General features: G+C 69.3%; 17 protein-coding genes. 3 read left to right on the top strand and 14 right to left on the bottom strand.

Annotation, left to right across the window (positions count from 1 at the left end; all coding sequences use genetic code 11):
• Window positions 1-99: 99 nt before the first annotated feature.
• Entirely contained in the window at window positions 100-600 is a 501-nt protein-coding gene (locus DD542_RS19510; protein WP_241559605.1) for a hypothetical protein, read from the top strand.
• On the top strand, window positions 597-1,952 hold the full coding sequence (locus DD542_RS19515) for a GAF domain-containing protein (RefSeq protein ID WP_127806764.1): 1,356 nt from the start codon (window positions 597-599) through the stop codon (window positions 1,950-1,952). The genes DD542_RS19510 and DD542_RS19515 overlap by 4 nt, the downstream gene beginning before the upstream one ends.
• 15 nt (window positions 1,953-1,967) lie before the next feature.
• Here the strand turns inward: DD542_RS19515 and DD542_RS19520 are convergent, their stop codons facing one another.
• The 11 genes from DD542_RS19520 to DD542_RS19570 form a co-directional block, all read right to left on the bottom strand.
• Window positions 1,968-2,711 carry a hemerythrin domain-containing protein gene (locus tag DD542_RS19520; protein ID WP_066156897.1) on the bottom strand — a complete coding sequence of 248 codons (744 nt, stop codon included), beginning with the start codon at window positions 2,709-2,711 and terminating at the stop codon, window positions 1,968-1,970.
• A gap of 154 nt (window positions 2,712-2,865) precedes the next feature.
• A complete protein-coding gene (gene arfB, locus DD542_RS19525) occupies window positions 2,866-3,267 on the bottom strand; it encodes an alternative ribosome rescue aminoacyl-tRNA hydrolase ArfB (protein WP_079367369.1) in 402 nt (133 codons plus the stop codon).
• A 28-nt stretch (window positions 3,268-3,295) separates the two neighbouring features.
• Window positions 3,296-3,835, bottom strand: coding sequence for a cytochrome b/b6 domain-containing protein (locus DD542_RS19530; RefSeq protein ID WP_127806765.1), 540 nt, complete (start codon window positions 3,833-3,835; stop codon window positions 3,296-3,298).
• Between the two features lie 13 nt (window positions 3,836-3,848).
• Complete coding sequence (locus tag DD542_RS19535; RefSeq protein ID WP_066157162.1) at window positions 3,849-4,106, bottom strand: PepSY domain-containing protein; 258 nt, start codon at window positions 4,104-4,106, stop codon at window positions 3,849-3,851.
• 140 nt (window positions 4,107-4,246) lie between these two features.
• Window positions 4,247-5,116 carry an ABC transporter permease gene (locus tag DD542_RS19540; protein WP_127806766.1) on the bottom strand — a complete coding sequence of 290 codons (870 nt, stop codon included), beginning with the start codon at window positions 5,114-5,116 and terminating at the stop codon, window positions 4,247-4,249.
• Window positions 5,113-5,982: an ABC transporter permease gene (locus DD542_RS19545; RefSeq protein ID WP_066156907.1), complete on the bottom strand. Its 870-nt coding sequence runs from the start codon at window positions 5,980-5,982 to the stop codon at window positions 5,113-5,115. Before DD542_RS19545 ends, DD542_RS19540 begins: the two co-directional genes overlap by 4 nt.
• A gap of 5 nt (window positions 5,983-5,987) precedes the next feature.
• Window positions 5,988-7,124, bottom strand: a complete 1,137-nt coding sequence (locus DD542_RS19550; protein ID WP_127806767.1) for an ABC transporter ATP-binding protein — start codon at window positions 7,122-7,124, stop codon at window positions 5,988-5,990.
• Between the two features lie 4 nt (window positions 7,125-7,128).
• Window positions 7,129-8,193: an extracellular solute-binding protein gene (locus DD542_RS19555; protein ID WP_066156913.1), complete on the bottom strand. Its 1,065-nt coding sequence runs from the start codon at window positions 8,191-8,193 to the stop codon at window positions 7,129-7,131.
• 153 nt (window positions 8,194-8,346) lie between these two features.
• On the bottom strand, window positions 8,347-8,811 hold the full coding sequence (locus DD542_RS19560; protein ID WP_127806768.1) for a hypothetical protein: 465 nt from the start codon (window positions 8,809-8,811) through the stop codon (window positions 8,347-8,349).
• Window positions 8,808-9,452: an esterase gene (gene ypfH, locus DD542_RS19565; protein ID WP_127806769.1), complete on the bottom strand. Its 645-nt coding sequence runs from the start codon at window positions 9,450-9,452 to the stop codon at window positions 8,808-8,810. The genes DD542_RS19560 and ypfH overlap by 4 nt, the downstream gene beginning before the upstream one ends.
• A 2-nt stretch (window positions 9,453-9,454) precedes the next feature.
• A complete protein-coding gene (locus DD542_RS19570) occupies window positions 9,455-10,276 on the bottom strand; it encodes a class III extradiol ring-cleavage dioxygenase (RefSeq protein WP_127806770.1) in 822 nt (273 codons plus the stop codon).
• Window positions 10,277-10,425: 149 nt separating this feature from the next.
• Between DD542_RS19570 and mnmA the strand changes: the two genes are divergently transcribed.
• On the top strand, window positions 10,426-11,547 hold the full coding sequence (mnmA, locus tag DD542_RS19575) for a tRNA 2-thiouridine(34) synthase MnmA (RefSeq protein ID WP_127806771.1): 1,122 nt from the start codon (window positions 10,426-10,428) through the stop codon (window positions 11,545-11,547).
• Between the two features lie 22 nt (window positions 11,548-11,569).
• Here mnmA and DD542_RS19580 read toward each other — a convergent pair whose 3' ends face one another.
• The 3 genes from DD542_RS19580 to tcuA form a co-directional block, all read right to left on the bottom strand.
• A complete protein-coding gene (locus tag DD542_RS19580) occupies window positions 11,570-12,547 on the bottom strand; it encodes a tripartite tricarboxylate transporter substrate binding protein (RefSeq protein WP_066156924.1) in 978 nt (325 codons plus the stop codon).
• 90 nt (window positions 12,548-12,637) lie between these two features.
• Window positions 12,638-13,819, bottom strand: a complete 1,182-nt coding sequence (gene tcuB, locus DD542_RS19585) for a tricarballylate utilization 4Fe-4S protein TcuB (protein ID WP_127806772.1) — start codon at window positions 13,817-13,819, stop codon at window positions 12,638-12,640.
• Window positions 13,806-15,218, bottom strand: a complete 1,413-nt coding sequence (tcuA, locus tag DD542_RS19590; protein WP_127806773.1) for an FAD-dependent tricarballylate dehydrogenase TcuA — start codon at window positions 15,216-15,218, stop codon at window positions 13,806-13,808. Before tcuA ends, tcuB begins: the two co-directional genes overlap by 14 nt.
• Window positions 15,219-15,284: the final 66 nt, after the last annotated feature.

Below are 15,284 nucleotides of genomic sequence, written 5' to 3' on the forward strand. Positions count from 1 at the left end.
AACCATCGTCCGCCGCGGCCCGCACTTGGCCGCGCACGGGCGGCTCACTATCATCAGCGGCTCCTACCCACGGTTTTCCCAACACAGGCGCTGCCCACCTTGGAAACCCCAGGCACTCCCCCGCTGCTGCCCCCGGAACTGCTGGCCATGATGGCGCGCGGCGTGTCGGTCATCGTGAGCTCGTGCGGGCCGGACCTGACGCCCAGCCTGATGCGAGCGGTGGGCAGCCAGGTGGGACCGCAGGGCGAACAGGTCACGGTGTTCCTCAACCGCGGGCAGTCGGTGCAGCTGCTGCGCGACGTGGCCCGCACCGGTCGCGTCGCGGTGGTGTTCAGCGAGCCCCACAGCCACCGCACGGTGCAGCTCAAATCGAACAGTGCGCGCCTGCGCGAGGTCACGCCCGACGATGTGCCCGCGCTGCAGCGCTACCTGCTGGCCATGCAGGGCGAGCTGGGCCGCATCGGCTTCGCCCCCGACTTCGCCGCCGCCATGCTGGCGCACCGCCTGGAGGACCTGAGCGCCGTCACCTTCGCACCCGAGCAGGCCTTCGACCAGACCCCAGGCCCCCGGGCGGGCCAGCCGCTGCGGGGGCTGGCATGAACAGCACGGTCACGCTGGGCGAGGTGCGCCCCTGTTTCGAAGGGGCCATCCCGGCCATCATGGCCACCACGGCGGCCGACGGCACGCCCAACGTGGCCTACATCTCGCAGGTGTTCCATGTGGACGAGCGGCATGTGGCGCTGTCGTTCCAGTTCTTCAACAAGACGCGCCGCAACATCCTGGAGCACCCGCGCGCCACCGTGCTCTTGTTGCACCCGGTGACGGCGCAGTTCTACCGGCTGCACCTGCGCTACCTGCGCACCGAAACCGGCGGCCCGGTGTTCGAGAGCATGAAGGCCCAGCTCGCCGGCATCGCCTCGCACAGCGGCATGGCCAGCGTCTTCGTGCTGCGCGGCTCCGACATCTACGAGGTGCTCGACATCGAACGGGTGCCCGGTGAACCATTGCCCGGCGGCGCGCCGCGCTGCAGCCTGCTGGGCGCGCTGCGCCGCGGCAGCGAGCGGCTGGCCCGCGCCACCACGCTGGACGAGGCGCTGGAGGCCACGCTGCAGACGCTGGAACACGACATGGACATCGCCCATTCGATGGTGCTGATCGCCGACCCCGCCACGCTGCGCCTCTACACCGTGGCCAGCCGCGGCTACGCCACCTCCGGCGTGGGCTCGGAGATCGCGCTGGGCGACGGGGTGATCGGCGTGGCCGCGCGCGAGGGCACGCCGGTGCGCATCATGCACATGACCAGCGCCTACCTCTACAGCCAGGCGGTGCGCAGCGGTCTCGAAGACCGGGGCCTGGCGCCGGAGGACATGACCGAGATCCCCTACCCCGGGCTGCCCGAGCCCCACAGCCAGCTGGCGGTGCCGCTGCGCGCGGGCGACCGGGTGCTGGGCGTGCTGTTCGTCGAGAGCCCGCAGGACCTGCGCTTCAGCTTCGAGGACGAAGACCTGCTGGTCACGCTGGCGGGCCAGCTGGCCGCGGCCATCGACCGGCTGCAGGAAACGCCGGAAGCGGGCGAGCCCCCCGAGGGTGTCGCCCCGGAACCGGCCGTGGCGCCACCGCGGGGACCGGCCCTGCAGGTGCGCTACTACCCGGCCAACCACAGCGTCTTCATCAACAACGCCTACCTCATCAAGGGCGTGGCCGGCGCCATCCTCTGGAAGCTGCTGCAGGTGCACCGCCGCGAGGGCCGCCAGGAGTTCTGCAACCGCGAACTGCGGCTCGACCCCGGGCTGGGCCTGCCCGATGTGGTGGACAACCTGGAGGCGCGGCTGCTGCTGCTTGCGCGCCGCCTGCAGGAGCAGTGCCCGGCGCTGCGCATCGAGAAGACGGGCCGCGGGCGCTTCCGCCTGCGGGTGGGCGCCGCGGTCGACCTCCAGACCGTGCAGGCCTGAGGGTCGACCGGCGCCTCACACCGCGTCCACCAGCCCTGGCACGGCGGGCAGGCCCAGCCCACCGCTCAGCTTGGCCCAGTCGCGCGGCGACAGGTGCGGCTGCACGACATCGAGCACCGCGCGGAACACCGGCTCCGGCGCTTCCTGGCGCATGCCGCCCAGCACCGCCAGCCGCTCGGGCGCGTTCATCTGCGGCAGCATCCAGCGCATCACCAGCATCATCTCGCCCGGCGGGATGGTCGCCACCAGCGCGCCGTGGATCGCGCGCAGCTCGTCGTCGGTGTAGGCGCACCACAGGGCCGCGTTGTGTTCGGTTTCTTCCACGTGCATGTGCCGCAGGTTCTCGGCCACGAACAGCGACAGGTCCAGGTACAGCGTGTGCAGGGCGCTGGTCAGCGCCGCGCCCTGCAGTGTGTCCAGCTGCCGCGCCGCCGCGCGCAGGCGGGCGATCTGCTCCAGGTGGCCGAGGTGCTCGTGCGCCACGTCGGCGCTGAGGCCGGGTGTGCGCGCCTCGATGGCGGGGTGCACGAAGTTGTTCTCGTGGTGCACGTGGGACACGCACAGGTCCATGAGCGCGCAGACACGGGCCCCGGCGTCGGTCACGTCCTGCGGGTCCGTCGGGTCGGCGCGGCCGACCGCCAGCAGGCACTCGGCCATGACGGCGCGCAGCGCCTTGTGGATGCCGGCGTACAGGTCCTCGCGACCGGCGGCCTGGCTGGCTTCGGCCAGCTGTTTCATTTCCTGTTGGGTGAATTTCATGATGACTTCCTTGTGCGGACCAGGTCCGCTTTTGCTGCCTGGCGACAGCGCCCCATGCGTTGCCTGCCATGGGAAGAAAGTCTAAAAATCAGTGGCCGGATGCGCTGCTAAATAGCACTTAAGAAAACCCTAAAAACACCTTAAGCGAACCGATTCACTCAGAACCGCGCACCCGGCCGCGCCCCTGCTTGATCTGCGCCCGGCTGGCCTTGCCCGCCAGGCGGCGCTGCTTCGAGGCCAGCGTGGGCCGCGTCGGCTTGCGCGCCTTGGGCACGTGGGCGGCGGCGTTCACCAGCGCCTGCAGCCGCGCCAGCGCGTCGGCCTTGTTCTGCTCCAGGCTGCGGCTGGTCTGGGCCTTGATGACGATCACGCCCTGCTCGCTGATGCGCTGGTCGCCGTGCGCGAGCAACCGTGCCTTCACCGCCTCGGGCAGCGAGGATGCGGCCACGTCGAAGCGCAGGTGCACGGCGTTGGAAACCTTGTTGACGTTCTGCCCGCCCGCGCCCTGGGCACGGATGGCGGTGAACTCGACTTCGGAAGGATCGATGCGCAGCATGGTGCGCGGCAGTGTGCCACGCCGCAGGTCAATACCGCTCTTTGGTGCCGGTGACCATCGCCTTGACCAGACGGGTGCGCTCGATGCGCCCCATCAAGATGGCGGAGGCAGCGTGCAGGCCGGCCGAGATCAGCAGCGCGTGGGCCAGCACCTCGTGCAGCTCCTGCAGCCACTCTTCACCGAACCAGGCATCGGTGCCCTGCATCCAGCCGGTGACGCCCAGGGCCAGCACGAGGCCCATGAGCAGGAACATCATCAGGGCGCCCAGCGGGTTGTGGCCCCAGTGGTGTTCGGGGTGGCCCGCACGCATCGCCTGGACATGCCGCAGCAGCCGGGACGGCGTCGGAAAAAAGTCGGAGAAACGCGCATGGCGCGAACCGATGAAGCCCCAGACGATGCGCGCGACCACGAGTGCGGCGGCCAGGTAGCCGGCCCACTCGTGGGGCGTTTCGCCCTCTTCGAGCACGAACTGGTTGAGCAGCACGGTGCCGACCAGGGTCCAGTGAAAGACCCGAACAAACAGGTCCCATACAGGGCGGCTGGGCTCGGAGAGCGCAGGGGTCTTCATCGCGTCACTCGAATCACTTGGTTTCGAGCACGGCGGCGGTCACAGGGTCGAAGTAGATCTCGACCTTCTTGCCGGCCTTGTCAAAGCCATAGATCTCGTAGCACTCGCCCTTGGAAACCTTGAAGGTCTTGATCTGGTAGCCCTTGTCTTCCAGGCCCTTCTTGAACTGGGCTTCGGGCATCCACTTTTCCTTGGGCTGCTCGCACTTGGGACCGGCCAGAGCGACACCGGAAACGGCGACCATGAGGGCGGCGACAGCAATCGATTTCATCGGAAACATCCTTTTCAATAGCACCCCAGCACGTGCTGGTGCGGGCATTGAAACGGTGCCGGATTAGCCCGACCTTAATTAAGCTGTGTGATTGTGTGACCGTCTGTACGACGGTTCTTGAGTGCGGCCGCCGCCGCGCCTCAGGCGACTTCGGGGCGCGGCGCACGCCCGCTGCGCCACATCAGCAGCACCGCCAGCAGCGCCGAGGCCACCATCAGGAACAGGCTGACGGCGTTGAGCACCGGCGTCGCGCCCTCGCGCATGCGGCCGTACATCAGCACGGTCAGCGGCGCGTCCGAGCCCACCAGCATCAGCGTGGTGTTGAAGTTCTCGAACGACATCAGGAAGGCCATGGCCGCCGCACCGATCATGCTGGGCCGCAGGTAGGGCAGCGTGATGGTCCACAGCACGGCCGCACGGCTGGCGCCCAGGTTGAACGCAGCTTCTTCGAGCGTGCGGTCGAAGCGGCGCAGGCTGGCCGAGATGGTCAGCGTGGCGATGGTCACGATGTAGCTGAACTGGCCCAGGATCACCAGCGGCAGACCGGGCCGCAGGAACTCCAGTTCGAGCCCCCAGGTGGCGTCGGCGAAGTTGGCGATGCGGCTGGCAAAGGCCAGGATGGAGATGCCCAGGATCACGCCCGGGATCACCAGCGGCACCATGGACAGCAGCGCCACCGCACTCTTGCCCGGGAACTCGAAGCGTTCCAGCAGGAAGGCGTTGCAGGTGCCCACCACCACCGACAGCAGTGTCACCCACAGCGCCACCCAGGCGCTCACGCCGATGGCCTTGAGCAGTTCTGCGTCGTGCAGCAGACCGGTGCGGCTGTCGCTGTCGGCGAAGAACCAGTCGAGCGTGAAGCCCATCCAGGGCGGCGTCGGGTAGTCGGCGTTGTTGAACGCGAACACCGCGACCACCAGCAGCGGCACGAACAGGAAGACAAAAAACGCGCCGACGAAGGCGGCGAGGCCGTATCGCTGGATCGCAGGACGCGGAAGGCTCGGGATCATGATGCTTTCATCACGGCGCCAAACCGCTGACCGGTGAGTTTGAGACCCGCCCACACCAGCAGGCTGGAGAGGAACAGCAGCAGGAAGCCGAAGGCCGCGCCCTGGTTCCAGTTGAAGCGGGTGATGAACTGGGTGTAGATCTGCTCGGTGAACCAGAGCGAGTCCTTGCCACCCAGCAGCGTGGGGGTGAGGTAGTTGCCCAGGCAGAGCATGAAGACCACGATGGAGCCGGCGGCGATGCCCGGGGCGGCATGCGGAATGACGATGCGGCGCACGATGTTGGCCGTGCTGCCGCCGAGGTCGTAGGCCGCCTCGATCAGGCTGTCGTCCAGGCTCTCCAGGCTGTTGACCAGCGGGATCACCATGAACAGCAGCGAGGCGTAGACCAGGCCGACCAGGATGGTGGCGTCGTGGTACAGCAGCTCGACCGGCTGGTCCGCCAGGCCCGTGGCCTGCAGCAGGCCCGAGACCACGCCGGTCTCGCGCAGCAGAATCAGCCAGCCCAGGGTGCGCACCATCTCGCTCACCCAGAAGGGCAGCAGGCACAGCACCAGCAGCACCATCTTCAGCCGCCCCTGGGCGACCTTGGCGATGTACCAGGCGGCGGGAAAGGCCAGCAGCAGCGTGAACAGCGTCGCCAGCACCGACATCACGGCCGTGCGCACGAAGGTGTTCCAGTACAGCGGCTCGTCGACGAAGGTGCGGTACTGGTCCAGGCTGGCCGCGTACTGGCCCGGCCCCACGCGGGCCTGCAGCGACAGCAGGGCCAGTTCGACGTGCGGCAGCACCACCAGCCCGCCCAGCCAGAGCAGGGCCGGCGCAAGCAGGAAAAGCAGCATCCAGCGGCGGTGGGTCGCGACGTCCATGCTGTTCAGGCCGCGAAGCACCAGGCCTGCGACGGCTGGTACGAGAAATGAACTGTCTCGCCGGCCCGCAGGTCGGCCAGGCGGCCGGTCAGCGGCAGCGCGATCTGCAGCGGCGTACCGGTGCGCGCTTCCTGCACCTGCACGGTGGAGTTGCCGCCGTCGAACAGCACGGCCTGCACCGTCGCGCTCCAGGCCGGCTCACCCGCCGGCAGCTCGCGCGGGCTGCGCCCGATCTCGATGGCTTCGGGCCGGATGAACAGGCTGGCGGTCTGCCCCTGGTCCACCGCGCCGACGCGCTGCGCCCACAGGCCCAGGCCGCCGCCGGTGCGCAGCAGCACCTGGTCGCCGTTGCGGGTCTCGACCTGGCCTTCGATGCGGTTGTTGTGGCCGACAAAACCGGCGACGAAGGCGGTCTGCGGCTGGTAATACAGGTCCTGCGGCGAACCGAGCTGCTCGAAGCGCCCGTGGTTCATCACCGCGACCTGGTCGGACATGACCAGCGCTTCCGACTGGTCGTGCGTGATGTAGACGAAGGTGGTGCCCACCTCGGCCTGCAGCTGCTTCAACTCGACCTTCATGTGCTCGCGCAGCTTGAGGTCGAGTGCGCCCAGCGGCTCGTCCAGCAGCAGCAGCGCGGGTTCGAGCACGAGCGAGCGCGCGATCGCCACGCGCTGCTTCTGCCCGCCCGAGAGCTGGTCGATGCGCTTGCCCTCGCTGCCCGGCAGGCCGACGCGCCGCAGCATGTCCGTCACCTTGGCCTTGGCCGTCGAACCCTTCACACCTCGCCGCTCCAGCCCGTAGGCGATGTTCTCGCCCACCGTCATCATCGGGAACAGCGCCAGGTGCTGGAACACCATGTTCACCGGCCGCCGGTTGGGCGGCACGCCCTGCATGGACTGGCCCTTGATCACGATGTCGCCGGCGTCGGGCGCGATGAAGCCCGCGATCATGCGCAGCAGCGTGGTCTTGCCACAACCCGAGGGCCCGAGGATGGAGAAGAAGGAACCGGAACGGACGCCGAAGCTCAGGTCGTCGACCGCCGCAAACGCGCCATAGCGCTTGCGGACGGTCTGGATCTGGAGGTCGTAGGCGCCCGCGCGGTCCGCTGCGGCGGCAGCGGTCACGGCGGGAGCGATGGCCATCGGCTTACTTGGCGGCCTTGATGCGGTCGAGCACGCGGCCTTCGATGTCCTCGATGCCGGCGGGCACGGCCGGGTACCACTTGATGTTCTTAAGCGCGGCCTCGGGGAAGCTGTCGGCGAACTGTTTCTTGAGCACCGGGTCCATGCCGGCGTCACCGCCCTTGGCAGCGGTGAAGTTGCCGGCCGAGGTGGCGACCTTGGCGGCAATGTCGGGGCGCATGTTGAAGTTGATCCAGGCGTAGGCGGCCTCGTCGTTCTTGCCCTTGGCCGGCAGGGCGAAGGTGTCGACCCAGCCCAGCGCGCCGGACTTGGGCGCGACGAACTTGATGTCCGGGTTGGTCTTGTTCAGACCCCAGCCGCCGGTGTCCCACATCATGGCCGTGGTCAGCTCGCCCGAGCGCATGCCCGCCAGCAGCTGGTCCTTGCCGTCCCAGTAGAACTTCACGTTCTTCTTGCACTCGGTCAGTGCCTTGCCCACGTCGTCCATCAGCGCGCCGTAGGCCTTGGCGTCGCTGTACAGCGCGAACGGGTTCTTGCCCATGGAGAAGGCGAAGGCGATCAGGGTTGGGCGCTTCAGGCGCATGCTGACCTTGCCGGCGTTCTCGGCCGCGCACAGGTCGGTGTAGTCGGCGGCCTTGGAGGTCTTGGTATTGACCACCAGACCATCGGTGCCCCAGATGTGCGGCACGGCGTAGACCTTGCCGCCCACGGTGGTGTTCAGGCGGGTGGCTTCGAGCATCGAGGGAATGAACTGCTCGGACTTGATCTTGGACAGGTCCATCGGCTTGTAGATGCCGAACTCGGCCTGCGGGCCGGCGATGCGGTCCTGGCTGGGCTGGGCCAGGTCGAAGCCGGCGCCGGCGGTGGCGCGCAGCTTGGAAATCATTTCCTCGTTGTTCGAGAGCGTCACCTCGACCTTGATGCCGGTCTCCTTGGTGAACTGCTCCATCACGTCCTTGGGCACGTAGTCGGCCCAGGTGATCAGGCGAAGGGTCTTGTCCTGGGCATGGGCAGCGCCAACGGTCAGCAGCAGCGCGGCCAGGGCCACGCGGGAGATCTTGTTCTTCATGGGTGTGCTTTCAGTGTGGATGACGAAAACATGAACCGCCGCCGCGGGATTGCGGCCGACGTGGCGGAAACGGCGCAACGCAGAATCCGGCAAAGCCCAGCGTATGTCAAGCACGTGAAAGTCCCGTGACAGCGCGCCACGGCGCGCGCGGATTCAGTCCGGCCCGTGCAGCGACCGCACCCCCAGGTGGTGCATCAGTTCGCGCAGGATCAGCAGCACCGCGTCTCCTGCCGCATCGTCGAAACCGGTGCCGTGCGCCGAGGGTGCGCCGACCGCGCGCGCGGCCAGCCACTGGTACTCGCGCTCGATGTCCTCCAGCCCAATGGACCCCTGCGCCAGAGCGGTAATGGCACCGCCGCGTTGCAGCGGCGCCAAACTGCGTGCGCTCAACACCATGCGCGCACCGCACGGCACCTGGGCCGCGACACGCTCGATCGCGTCTTCCACGGTCTGGATGCCGTTTTCCACCGCCAGCGCCGAGGGCCCGTTCCCCGACAACGGCCACAGCGAGCCCGTGCCCACGGGCAGGGTCCAGGTGGTGCCGGCGGCGGCGGTGATCATGGTCTCGTGCGCCCCGATGTCCAGCGCGAGCCGCGGACTGGTGTCGGCGGTGTTCACGGCGCCGCCTCGTCCAGCGCGCGGACCAGCAGCGCCAGGGCGCGCTGGTCGATGCCGTGCGCGAGCCCGGGCAGCAGGTCGGCCCGGGCATCGGCGCCCAGGGCCTGCAGCTGCTGCGCGCCCTGCGAACTGAACGCCGCCGGGATCACCGGGTCCTGTGTGCCGTGGATGAAACGGAAAGCCACGCCCGCCGGTGCGGTCTGCGGCGGCACCGCGAAGCGCCCCGACATCGCCACCACCCGCGCGGCCAGCGGCTCGCCCGCCTGCGTCGATTCGAGCGACATGATCGCGCCCTGAGAGAAGCCTGCGAGCACGGTCTGCGCCGCGCCCAGCCCGGTGTGGACCTGCCAGCGCCGCACGGTCTCGGCAAAGCGCGGCATGACCGCCGCGATGCGCTCGGCGCGGTTGGCCTCGGTCACGCCCTGCACCGAAAACCACTGCCAGCCGCCGCCCAGGTCGGACGCGAACGGCGAACGCACCGCCACCACCCAGCGGTCGTCGCGCGCCAGCGCGGGTCCCAGGGGCTCGAAGCCTTCGGGGCTCGCACCCACGCCGTGGAACAGCAGCACCAACTGGCGCGCGGGCGCCGAGGGGCGGTGCAGGACGAGGTCGCCCGTGGGCGCTTCGGTTCGCGTGTCCATGTTCAGGCCTCCACCGCGTCGGGCGTTTCGGCAGGGATGTCGCCGAAGCGGAACGCGTCCATCGACAGCACCCCGTGCGTGATGCCGCCTTCGATGCGCGTGGCCGGCACCTCGGCGCCCGCCGCACCGGCGGCCACCATCAGCGGCCACAGGTGTTCGGCCGTCGGATGGGCGCGCTGGGCGTGCGGAGCGATGGCCATGGTCTGCTGCAGGCGCGCGTGGTCGCGGCCGGTCACCACGCCATTGATCCAGTGCGCAAACTCGAGCGCGTAGGTCTCGGCGTTCGCATCGGGCGCGTCGAAGCGCACCTCGTAGAGGTTGTGTGTCAGGCTGCCGGAGCCGATCACCAGCACGCCCTCCTCGGCCAGCGGTGCCAGCGCCTGGCCGTAGGCGTAGGCGCGCTCGCCGTCCAGCCGCGCGGGCAGCGAGACCTGGAACACCGGCACGTCGGCATCGGGCAACAGGTGCATCAGCGGCACCCAGGCACCGTGGTCCAGGCCCCACTGCGGGTCGGCCTCGGCTTTGTGCCCGGCGGCGCGCAGCAGCTCGATGGCGCGCTGCGCCACGTCGGGTGCGCCGGGCGCGGGGTAGTCCAGCTGGTAGAGCGCGGGCGGAAAGCCGCCGAAGTCGTGGATGGTCTGCGGCCGCGGCGTGGTGGCCACGCGAGGCTCGCGCGTGGTCCAGTGCGGCGAGACGATGAGGATGGCCCTGGGCCGGGGCAGGGTCTTGCCCAGCGCGGTCAGGGCCGGGCCGGCCTGGCCGGGGTCGATGGCGAAGGTGGGCGAGCCGTGGGAGATGAAGAGCGTGGGCAGGCGGGTGGGCATGGTGGATTCCTGGTGGGCGGCGCCGGTGCGCCGGCATGGGAATCACTGTAGGTCTGCGAATGGCCGCCATCGTTCGATGCCCTCGCCGGTCACGTTCCAATTTTTTGAAGCCGGGGTCGGCCGGAACACCGACTGGGATAATCGCCCCCATGGCAAACAAGCAACGTGTGGTGGTCGGATTGAGCGGGGGCGTGGACTCCGCGGTGAGCGCGCACCTGCTCAAGGAGCAGGGCTACGAGGTCATCGGCATCTTCATGAAGAACTGGGAGGACGACGACAACAGCGAATACTGTTCGTCCAACATCGACTTCGTGGACGCCGCCTCGGTGGCCGACGTGCTGGGCATCGAGATCGAACACGTCAACTTCGCGGCCGAGTACAAGGACCGCGTGTTCGCCGAGTTCCTGCGCGAGTACTCGGCCGGCCGCACGCCCAACCCCGACATCCTCTGCAACGCCGAAATCAAGTTCAAGGCCTTCCTGGACCACGCCATGCGCCTGGGTGCCGAGAAGATCGCCACCGGCCACTACGCCCGCGTGCGCCTCAACGACGCGACGGGAAAACACGAACTGCTCAAGGGCCTGGACCCGCTGAAGGACCAGAGCTACTTCCTGCACCGGCTGAACCAGGCGCAGCTTTCGAAGACCCTGTTCCCGGTGGGCGAGCTGCCCAAGACCGAGGTGCGCCGCATCGCGGCCGAGATCGGCCTGCCCAACGCGAAGAAGAAGGACAGCACCGGCATCTGCTTCATCGGCGAGCGGCCGTTCCGCGACTTCCTCAACCGCTACATCGCCAAGGAGCCGGGCCCCATCAAGGACCCGGGTGGCCGCACCATCGGCCAGCACGTGGGCCTGAGTTTCTACACGCTGGGCCAGCGCCAGGGCCTGGGCATCGGCGGCATCCGCGAGAAGGGCGCGCAGAAGGGCGGCAACGAGCACGAGCCCTGGTTCGTCGCGCGCAAGGACGTCGAGAAGAACATCCTGTGGGTGGTGCAGGGACACGACCACCCCTGGCTGCTGGCGCCCAGCCTGCGCGCCGAGGATGTGAGCTGGGTGGCGGGCGAGGCGCCGGCGATCACGGCCATCGCCGCCAAGACACGCTACCGCCAGAGCGACGCGCCCTGCACGCTGGCCGTGGACGACACCGGTTTCACGCTGCGCTTTGCCGAGCCGCAGTGGGCGGTGACGCCCGGCCAGAGCGCCGTGCTGTACGACGGCGAGGTCTGCCTGGGCGGCGGCGTGATCCACACCGAGGCCGCGAACGCTCCCTGAGGCGGGTGGCCTTCGGGTCGACTCAGTCCGCGGTGATCTTGCGCGCCTGGATGGTGGCGGCCCACTGGGCCGATTCCTTCTTCATGAAGGCCGCGAAGTCGGCGCGCGTGGTGGGCTGGGGCGTCAGCCCGTGGTGCATCAGGGCCTCTTTCACGCCCGGGTCGTTCAGCACCTTCACGATTTCCTGGTTCCAGCGGTCCAGCAGCGGCACCGGCGTCTTGCCCGGAGCCACGAAGGCGTACCAGTTCAGCGCCTCGAAACCCGGGTAGCCGGCCTCGGCCACGGTGGGGATGTTGGGCAGATAGGCCGGGCGCGTGAGGCCGGTGGTGGCCAGGGGCACCAGCTTGCCGCTCTCGATGTGCGGCATGGCCGTGGGCGGCGCCGAGAAGTAGGCGGCGATGCGGCCGCCCAGCAGGTCCTGCAGCGCGGGCGCGCCGCCCTTGTAGGGCACGTGGACCATGTCGATGGCGGCGCGCTGGTTGAACAGCTCACCCGCCAGGTGCGAGGCCGAGCCGGGACCGGTGGAGGCGTAGTCCACGCTGCCGGGTTTCTTCTTTTCCAGCTGCACGAACTCGGCCAGGGTCTTCACGCCCACGCCCTTGTGCACGACCAGCACGTTGGGGAAGTTCACGCCGCCCGAAATAGGGGCCAGGTCGGTGAAGGGGTCGTAGGCCAGCTTCATCAGGTGGGGAGCGATGGTCAGCGGACCGACCGAGCCGAACAGCAGCACCGAGCCGTCGGTCGCCGCCTTGGCCACGTACTGGTGCGCGATGTTGCCGCCCGCACCGCCCTTGTTCTCCACGATCACCGACTGGCCGATGTTCTCGCCCAGCTTCTTGGCGATCAGGCGCGCGGCGGCATCGGCCGCGCCACCGGCCGCAAACCCCACCACCAGCGTGACCGGCTTCTTGGGCGGGAAGTCCTGCGCCTGGGCAAGGCCCGCCAGCGACAGGGTGGACAGGGCGAGCGCGGTGGCGCGCAGGAAGGCTCGTTTGTGCATGGCAAGGTCTCCTCGGTGAGGTTCGTGGGGTGGGGGAAAAGGGTGGGTGGCCGCGGCGGACCCGCCGCAGAGAGGGAACGAGGCGCCGGTTCAGTCGGCGCCCAGACCCACGGGGTTGGGCTGGCGCTTCTCGACCGCGTGGCGCAGCAGCGCGGCGGTGCGGAAGATGCCGTGGCCGAACTTGCCGTAGGGCATGGTGGCGAACAGGGCCATCACCGCGCCCAGGTGCAGGCACAGCGTCAGCGCCAGGGCGGGGGTGCCGCGCGCGGCCCACAGGGCCAGGCCGCTGGTGGCGGTGAGGAACAGCAGGGCGATGAAGCCGCGGTCCATGGGCTTCTGCGCGGCGTCGCCGTGCAGCGGGTGGCGGCGCAGGTTCAGCCGCCACAGGCCCGCCGTGCCGATGGCCAGGCTCAGGCCGCCCACGGCGCCCAGCAGCTTGGGCGGGCTGGGCAGGTCGTAGGGGGCGGGCAGGTCCAGCAGATAGTGGTAGAGCGTGCCCACGCTGGTGGCGGCGAAGCACAGCAGGAAGCCGTAGAAGGTGAAGTGGTGGAAGCGGCGGCGCGCCAGCGTGTGGGCGTCGTCCTCGTTGTGGCAGCCGTCGCCATGGCCGCCGTCCAGGTACTTCAGGCGCAGCACGGCGCCGGTCGCCTCGGCGGTGGCGGGGGCCGACAGCGGCGCGCCGCTGGTGGCGGGCGTGACCTCGCGCCAGAAGCGGCGCACGCCCAGGCCCAGCGCCAGCGCGGCGAACAGGAACACCGGCGCGAACAGGCCCACCAGCAGGTTGTGCGGGAACAGGCCGTAGAAGTCGCTGCCCGGCGCGCCCCACAGCGCGCCCAGACCCTGCCCCTGCAGCACCACGGCCAGCACCAGGAACAGCGCCAGCCCGGCGGCCAGTGCCAGCGACAGCGTGAGCCCCTGGCGCTGGTAGAGCCGGCCCAGGACGGGCGGCCAGGCGTAGTCCACATAGGTCTGGCCGCGCACCTGCGCCATGGCCTGCGGCACGTTCACCGCGAACTCGTGCGGCGGCGCGTACTGGCAGGCGTGCAGGCAGGCGCCGCAGTTGTGGCAGAGGTTGGCCAGGAAGTGGATGTCGGCCTTGCCAAATGCGAGCCGGCGCGTCATGGCCGGGAACACGGCGCAGAAGCCTTCGCAGTAGCGGCAGGCGTTGCAGATCTGCAGCTGGCGCGCGACCTCGGTTTCGGGCGCGGACAGCACGACCTCGCCATTGGCCAGTGCGCTCGCGTCGCGGGCCAGGGCTTCAAGCGTGTGCATGGCGCGCTCCTTTCAACACGGCCTGCGCGGCCTGGGTGCCGGCGATGCGGCCGAAGGCCGTGCCGATGCTCATGCCCACGCCCGCGGTGTAGCCCTGGCCCAGCACGTTGCCGGCCATCATCTCGCCGGCCACGAACAGGTTGGGGCTGGCATGGCCGCCGAAGTGCACCGCCGCGGTCTCGTCGGTCTTGAGCCCGAGGTAGGTGAAGGTGACGCCGGGCTTGAGCATGTAGCCGTAGAAGGGCGCGGTGTCGATGGGCCGGGCCCAGTGCGTCTTGGCGGGGGTCACACCTTCGGTGTGGCAGTCATCCAGCGCGGTGTGGTCGAAGGTGCCGACGCGGCAGGCGGCGTTGTAGTCGTTCAGGGTCTGCATGAAGGTGGCCTGATCAAGGCCGAGTTTCTGCGCCAGCTCGGGCAGGGTGTCGGCCTTGACGCCGTCGAACACCGGCGGCATGAAGCGGCCGATGGCCTTGGTGTCGATGATGGAAAAGCCCACCTGGCCGGGCTGCTGCGCCACCAGGCGGCCCCAGATGGCGTAGCGCTTGGGCCAGAAGTCCTCGCCCTCGTCGTAGAAGCGGCGCGCCTCACGGTTGACCACCACGCCCAGCGACACGCAGTCGATGCGGGTGCAGATGCCGCCGTCGTAGAGCGGCGCGCGCGCGTCGATGGCCACCATGTGGGCCTGCGTCGGGTCGCCGATGGCTTCGGCGCCGAGGGCCAGCAGCTGCTTGAGCAGCACGCCCTGGTTGAAGCGCGTGCCGCGGATCAGAAAGTTGTCCGAGGGCCATTCGCCGCGGGCGTTCTGGCCCCAGGCCTCGCGCAGCCAGTCGCGGTTCGACTCGAACCCGCCGGCCGCCAGCACGCAGCTGCGCGCGGTGATGCGCTCGCCCTTCACCCAGGCGGCCACGAAACGGTCGCCGTCCAGCTCGATGCGGTCCACCGGCGATTCGTAGCGCACCTGCACACCAAGGCGCTCGGCGCTGCGGAAGTAGGCGTTGACCAGGGCCTTGCCACCGCCCATGAAGAAGGCGTTGGTGCGCGCCGTGTGCAGCGCGCCCGAGAGCGAGGGCTGGAAGCGCACGCCGTGGCGCACCATCCAGGGCCGGCAGGTGGCCGAGGCGCGGATCACCAGCCGGGCCAGGGCCTCGTCGGTCTTGCCGCCGGTGACCTTGAGCAGGTCCTGCCAGAACTCCTCTTCGGGGTAGGCGTCGACCAGCACGTCCTGCGGCGCGTCGTGCATGCAGCGCAGGTTGCGGGTGTGGGCGGAATTGCCGCCGCGCCATGCGCGCGGCGCAGCTTCGAGCAGCAGCACACTGGCCCCGGCTTCGCGCGCCATCAGCGCGGCGCACAGGGCGGCATTGCCGCCGCCGATCACCAGGACATCGGGGTCCTTTGACATGGGTTTCCTTCGTGTTCTCTCGGGGAGCGCCGGAGCCGATCCGACGCGTGAAGAACTGTAGGAAGA

Source organism: Hydrogenophaga sp. NH-16, from assembly GCF_004006415.1.
Lineage (GTDB): Bacteria > Pseudomonadota > Gammaproteobacteria > Burkholderiales > Burkholderiaceae_C > Hydrogenophaga > Hydrogenophaga pseudoflava.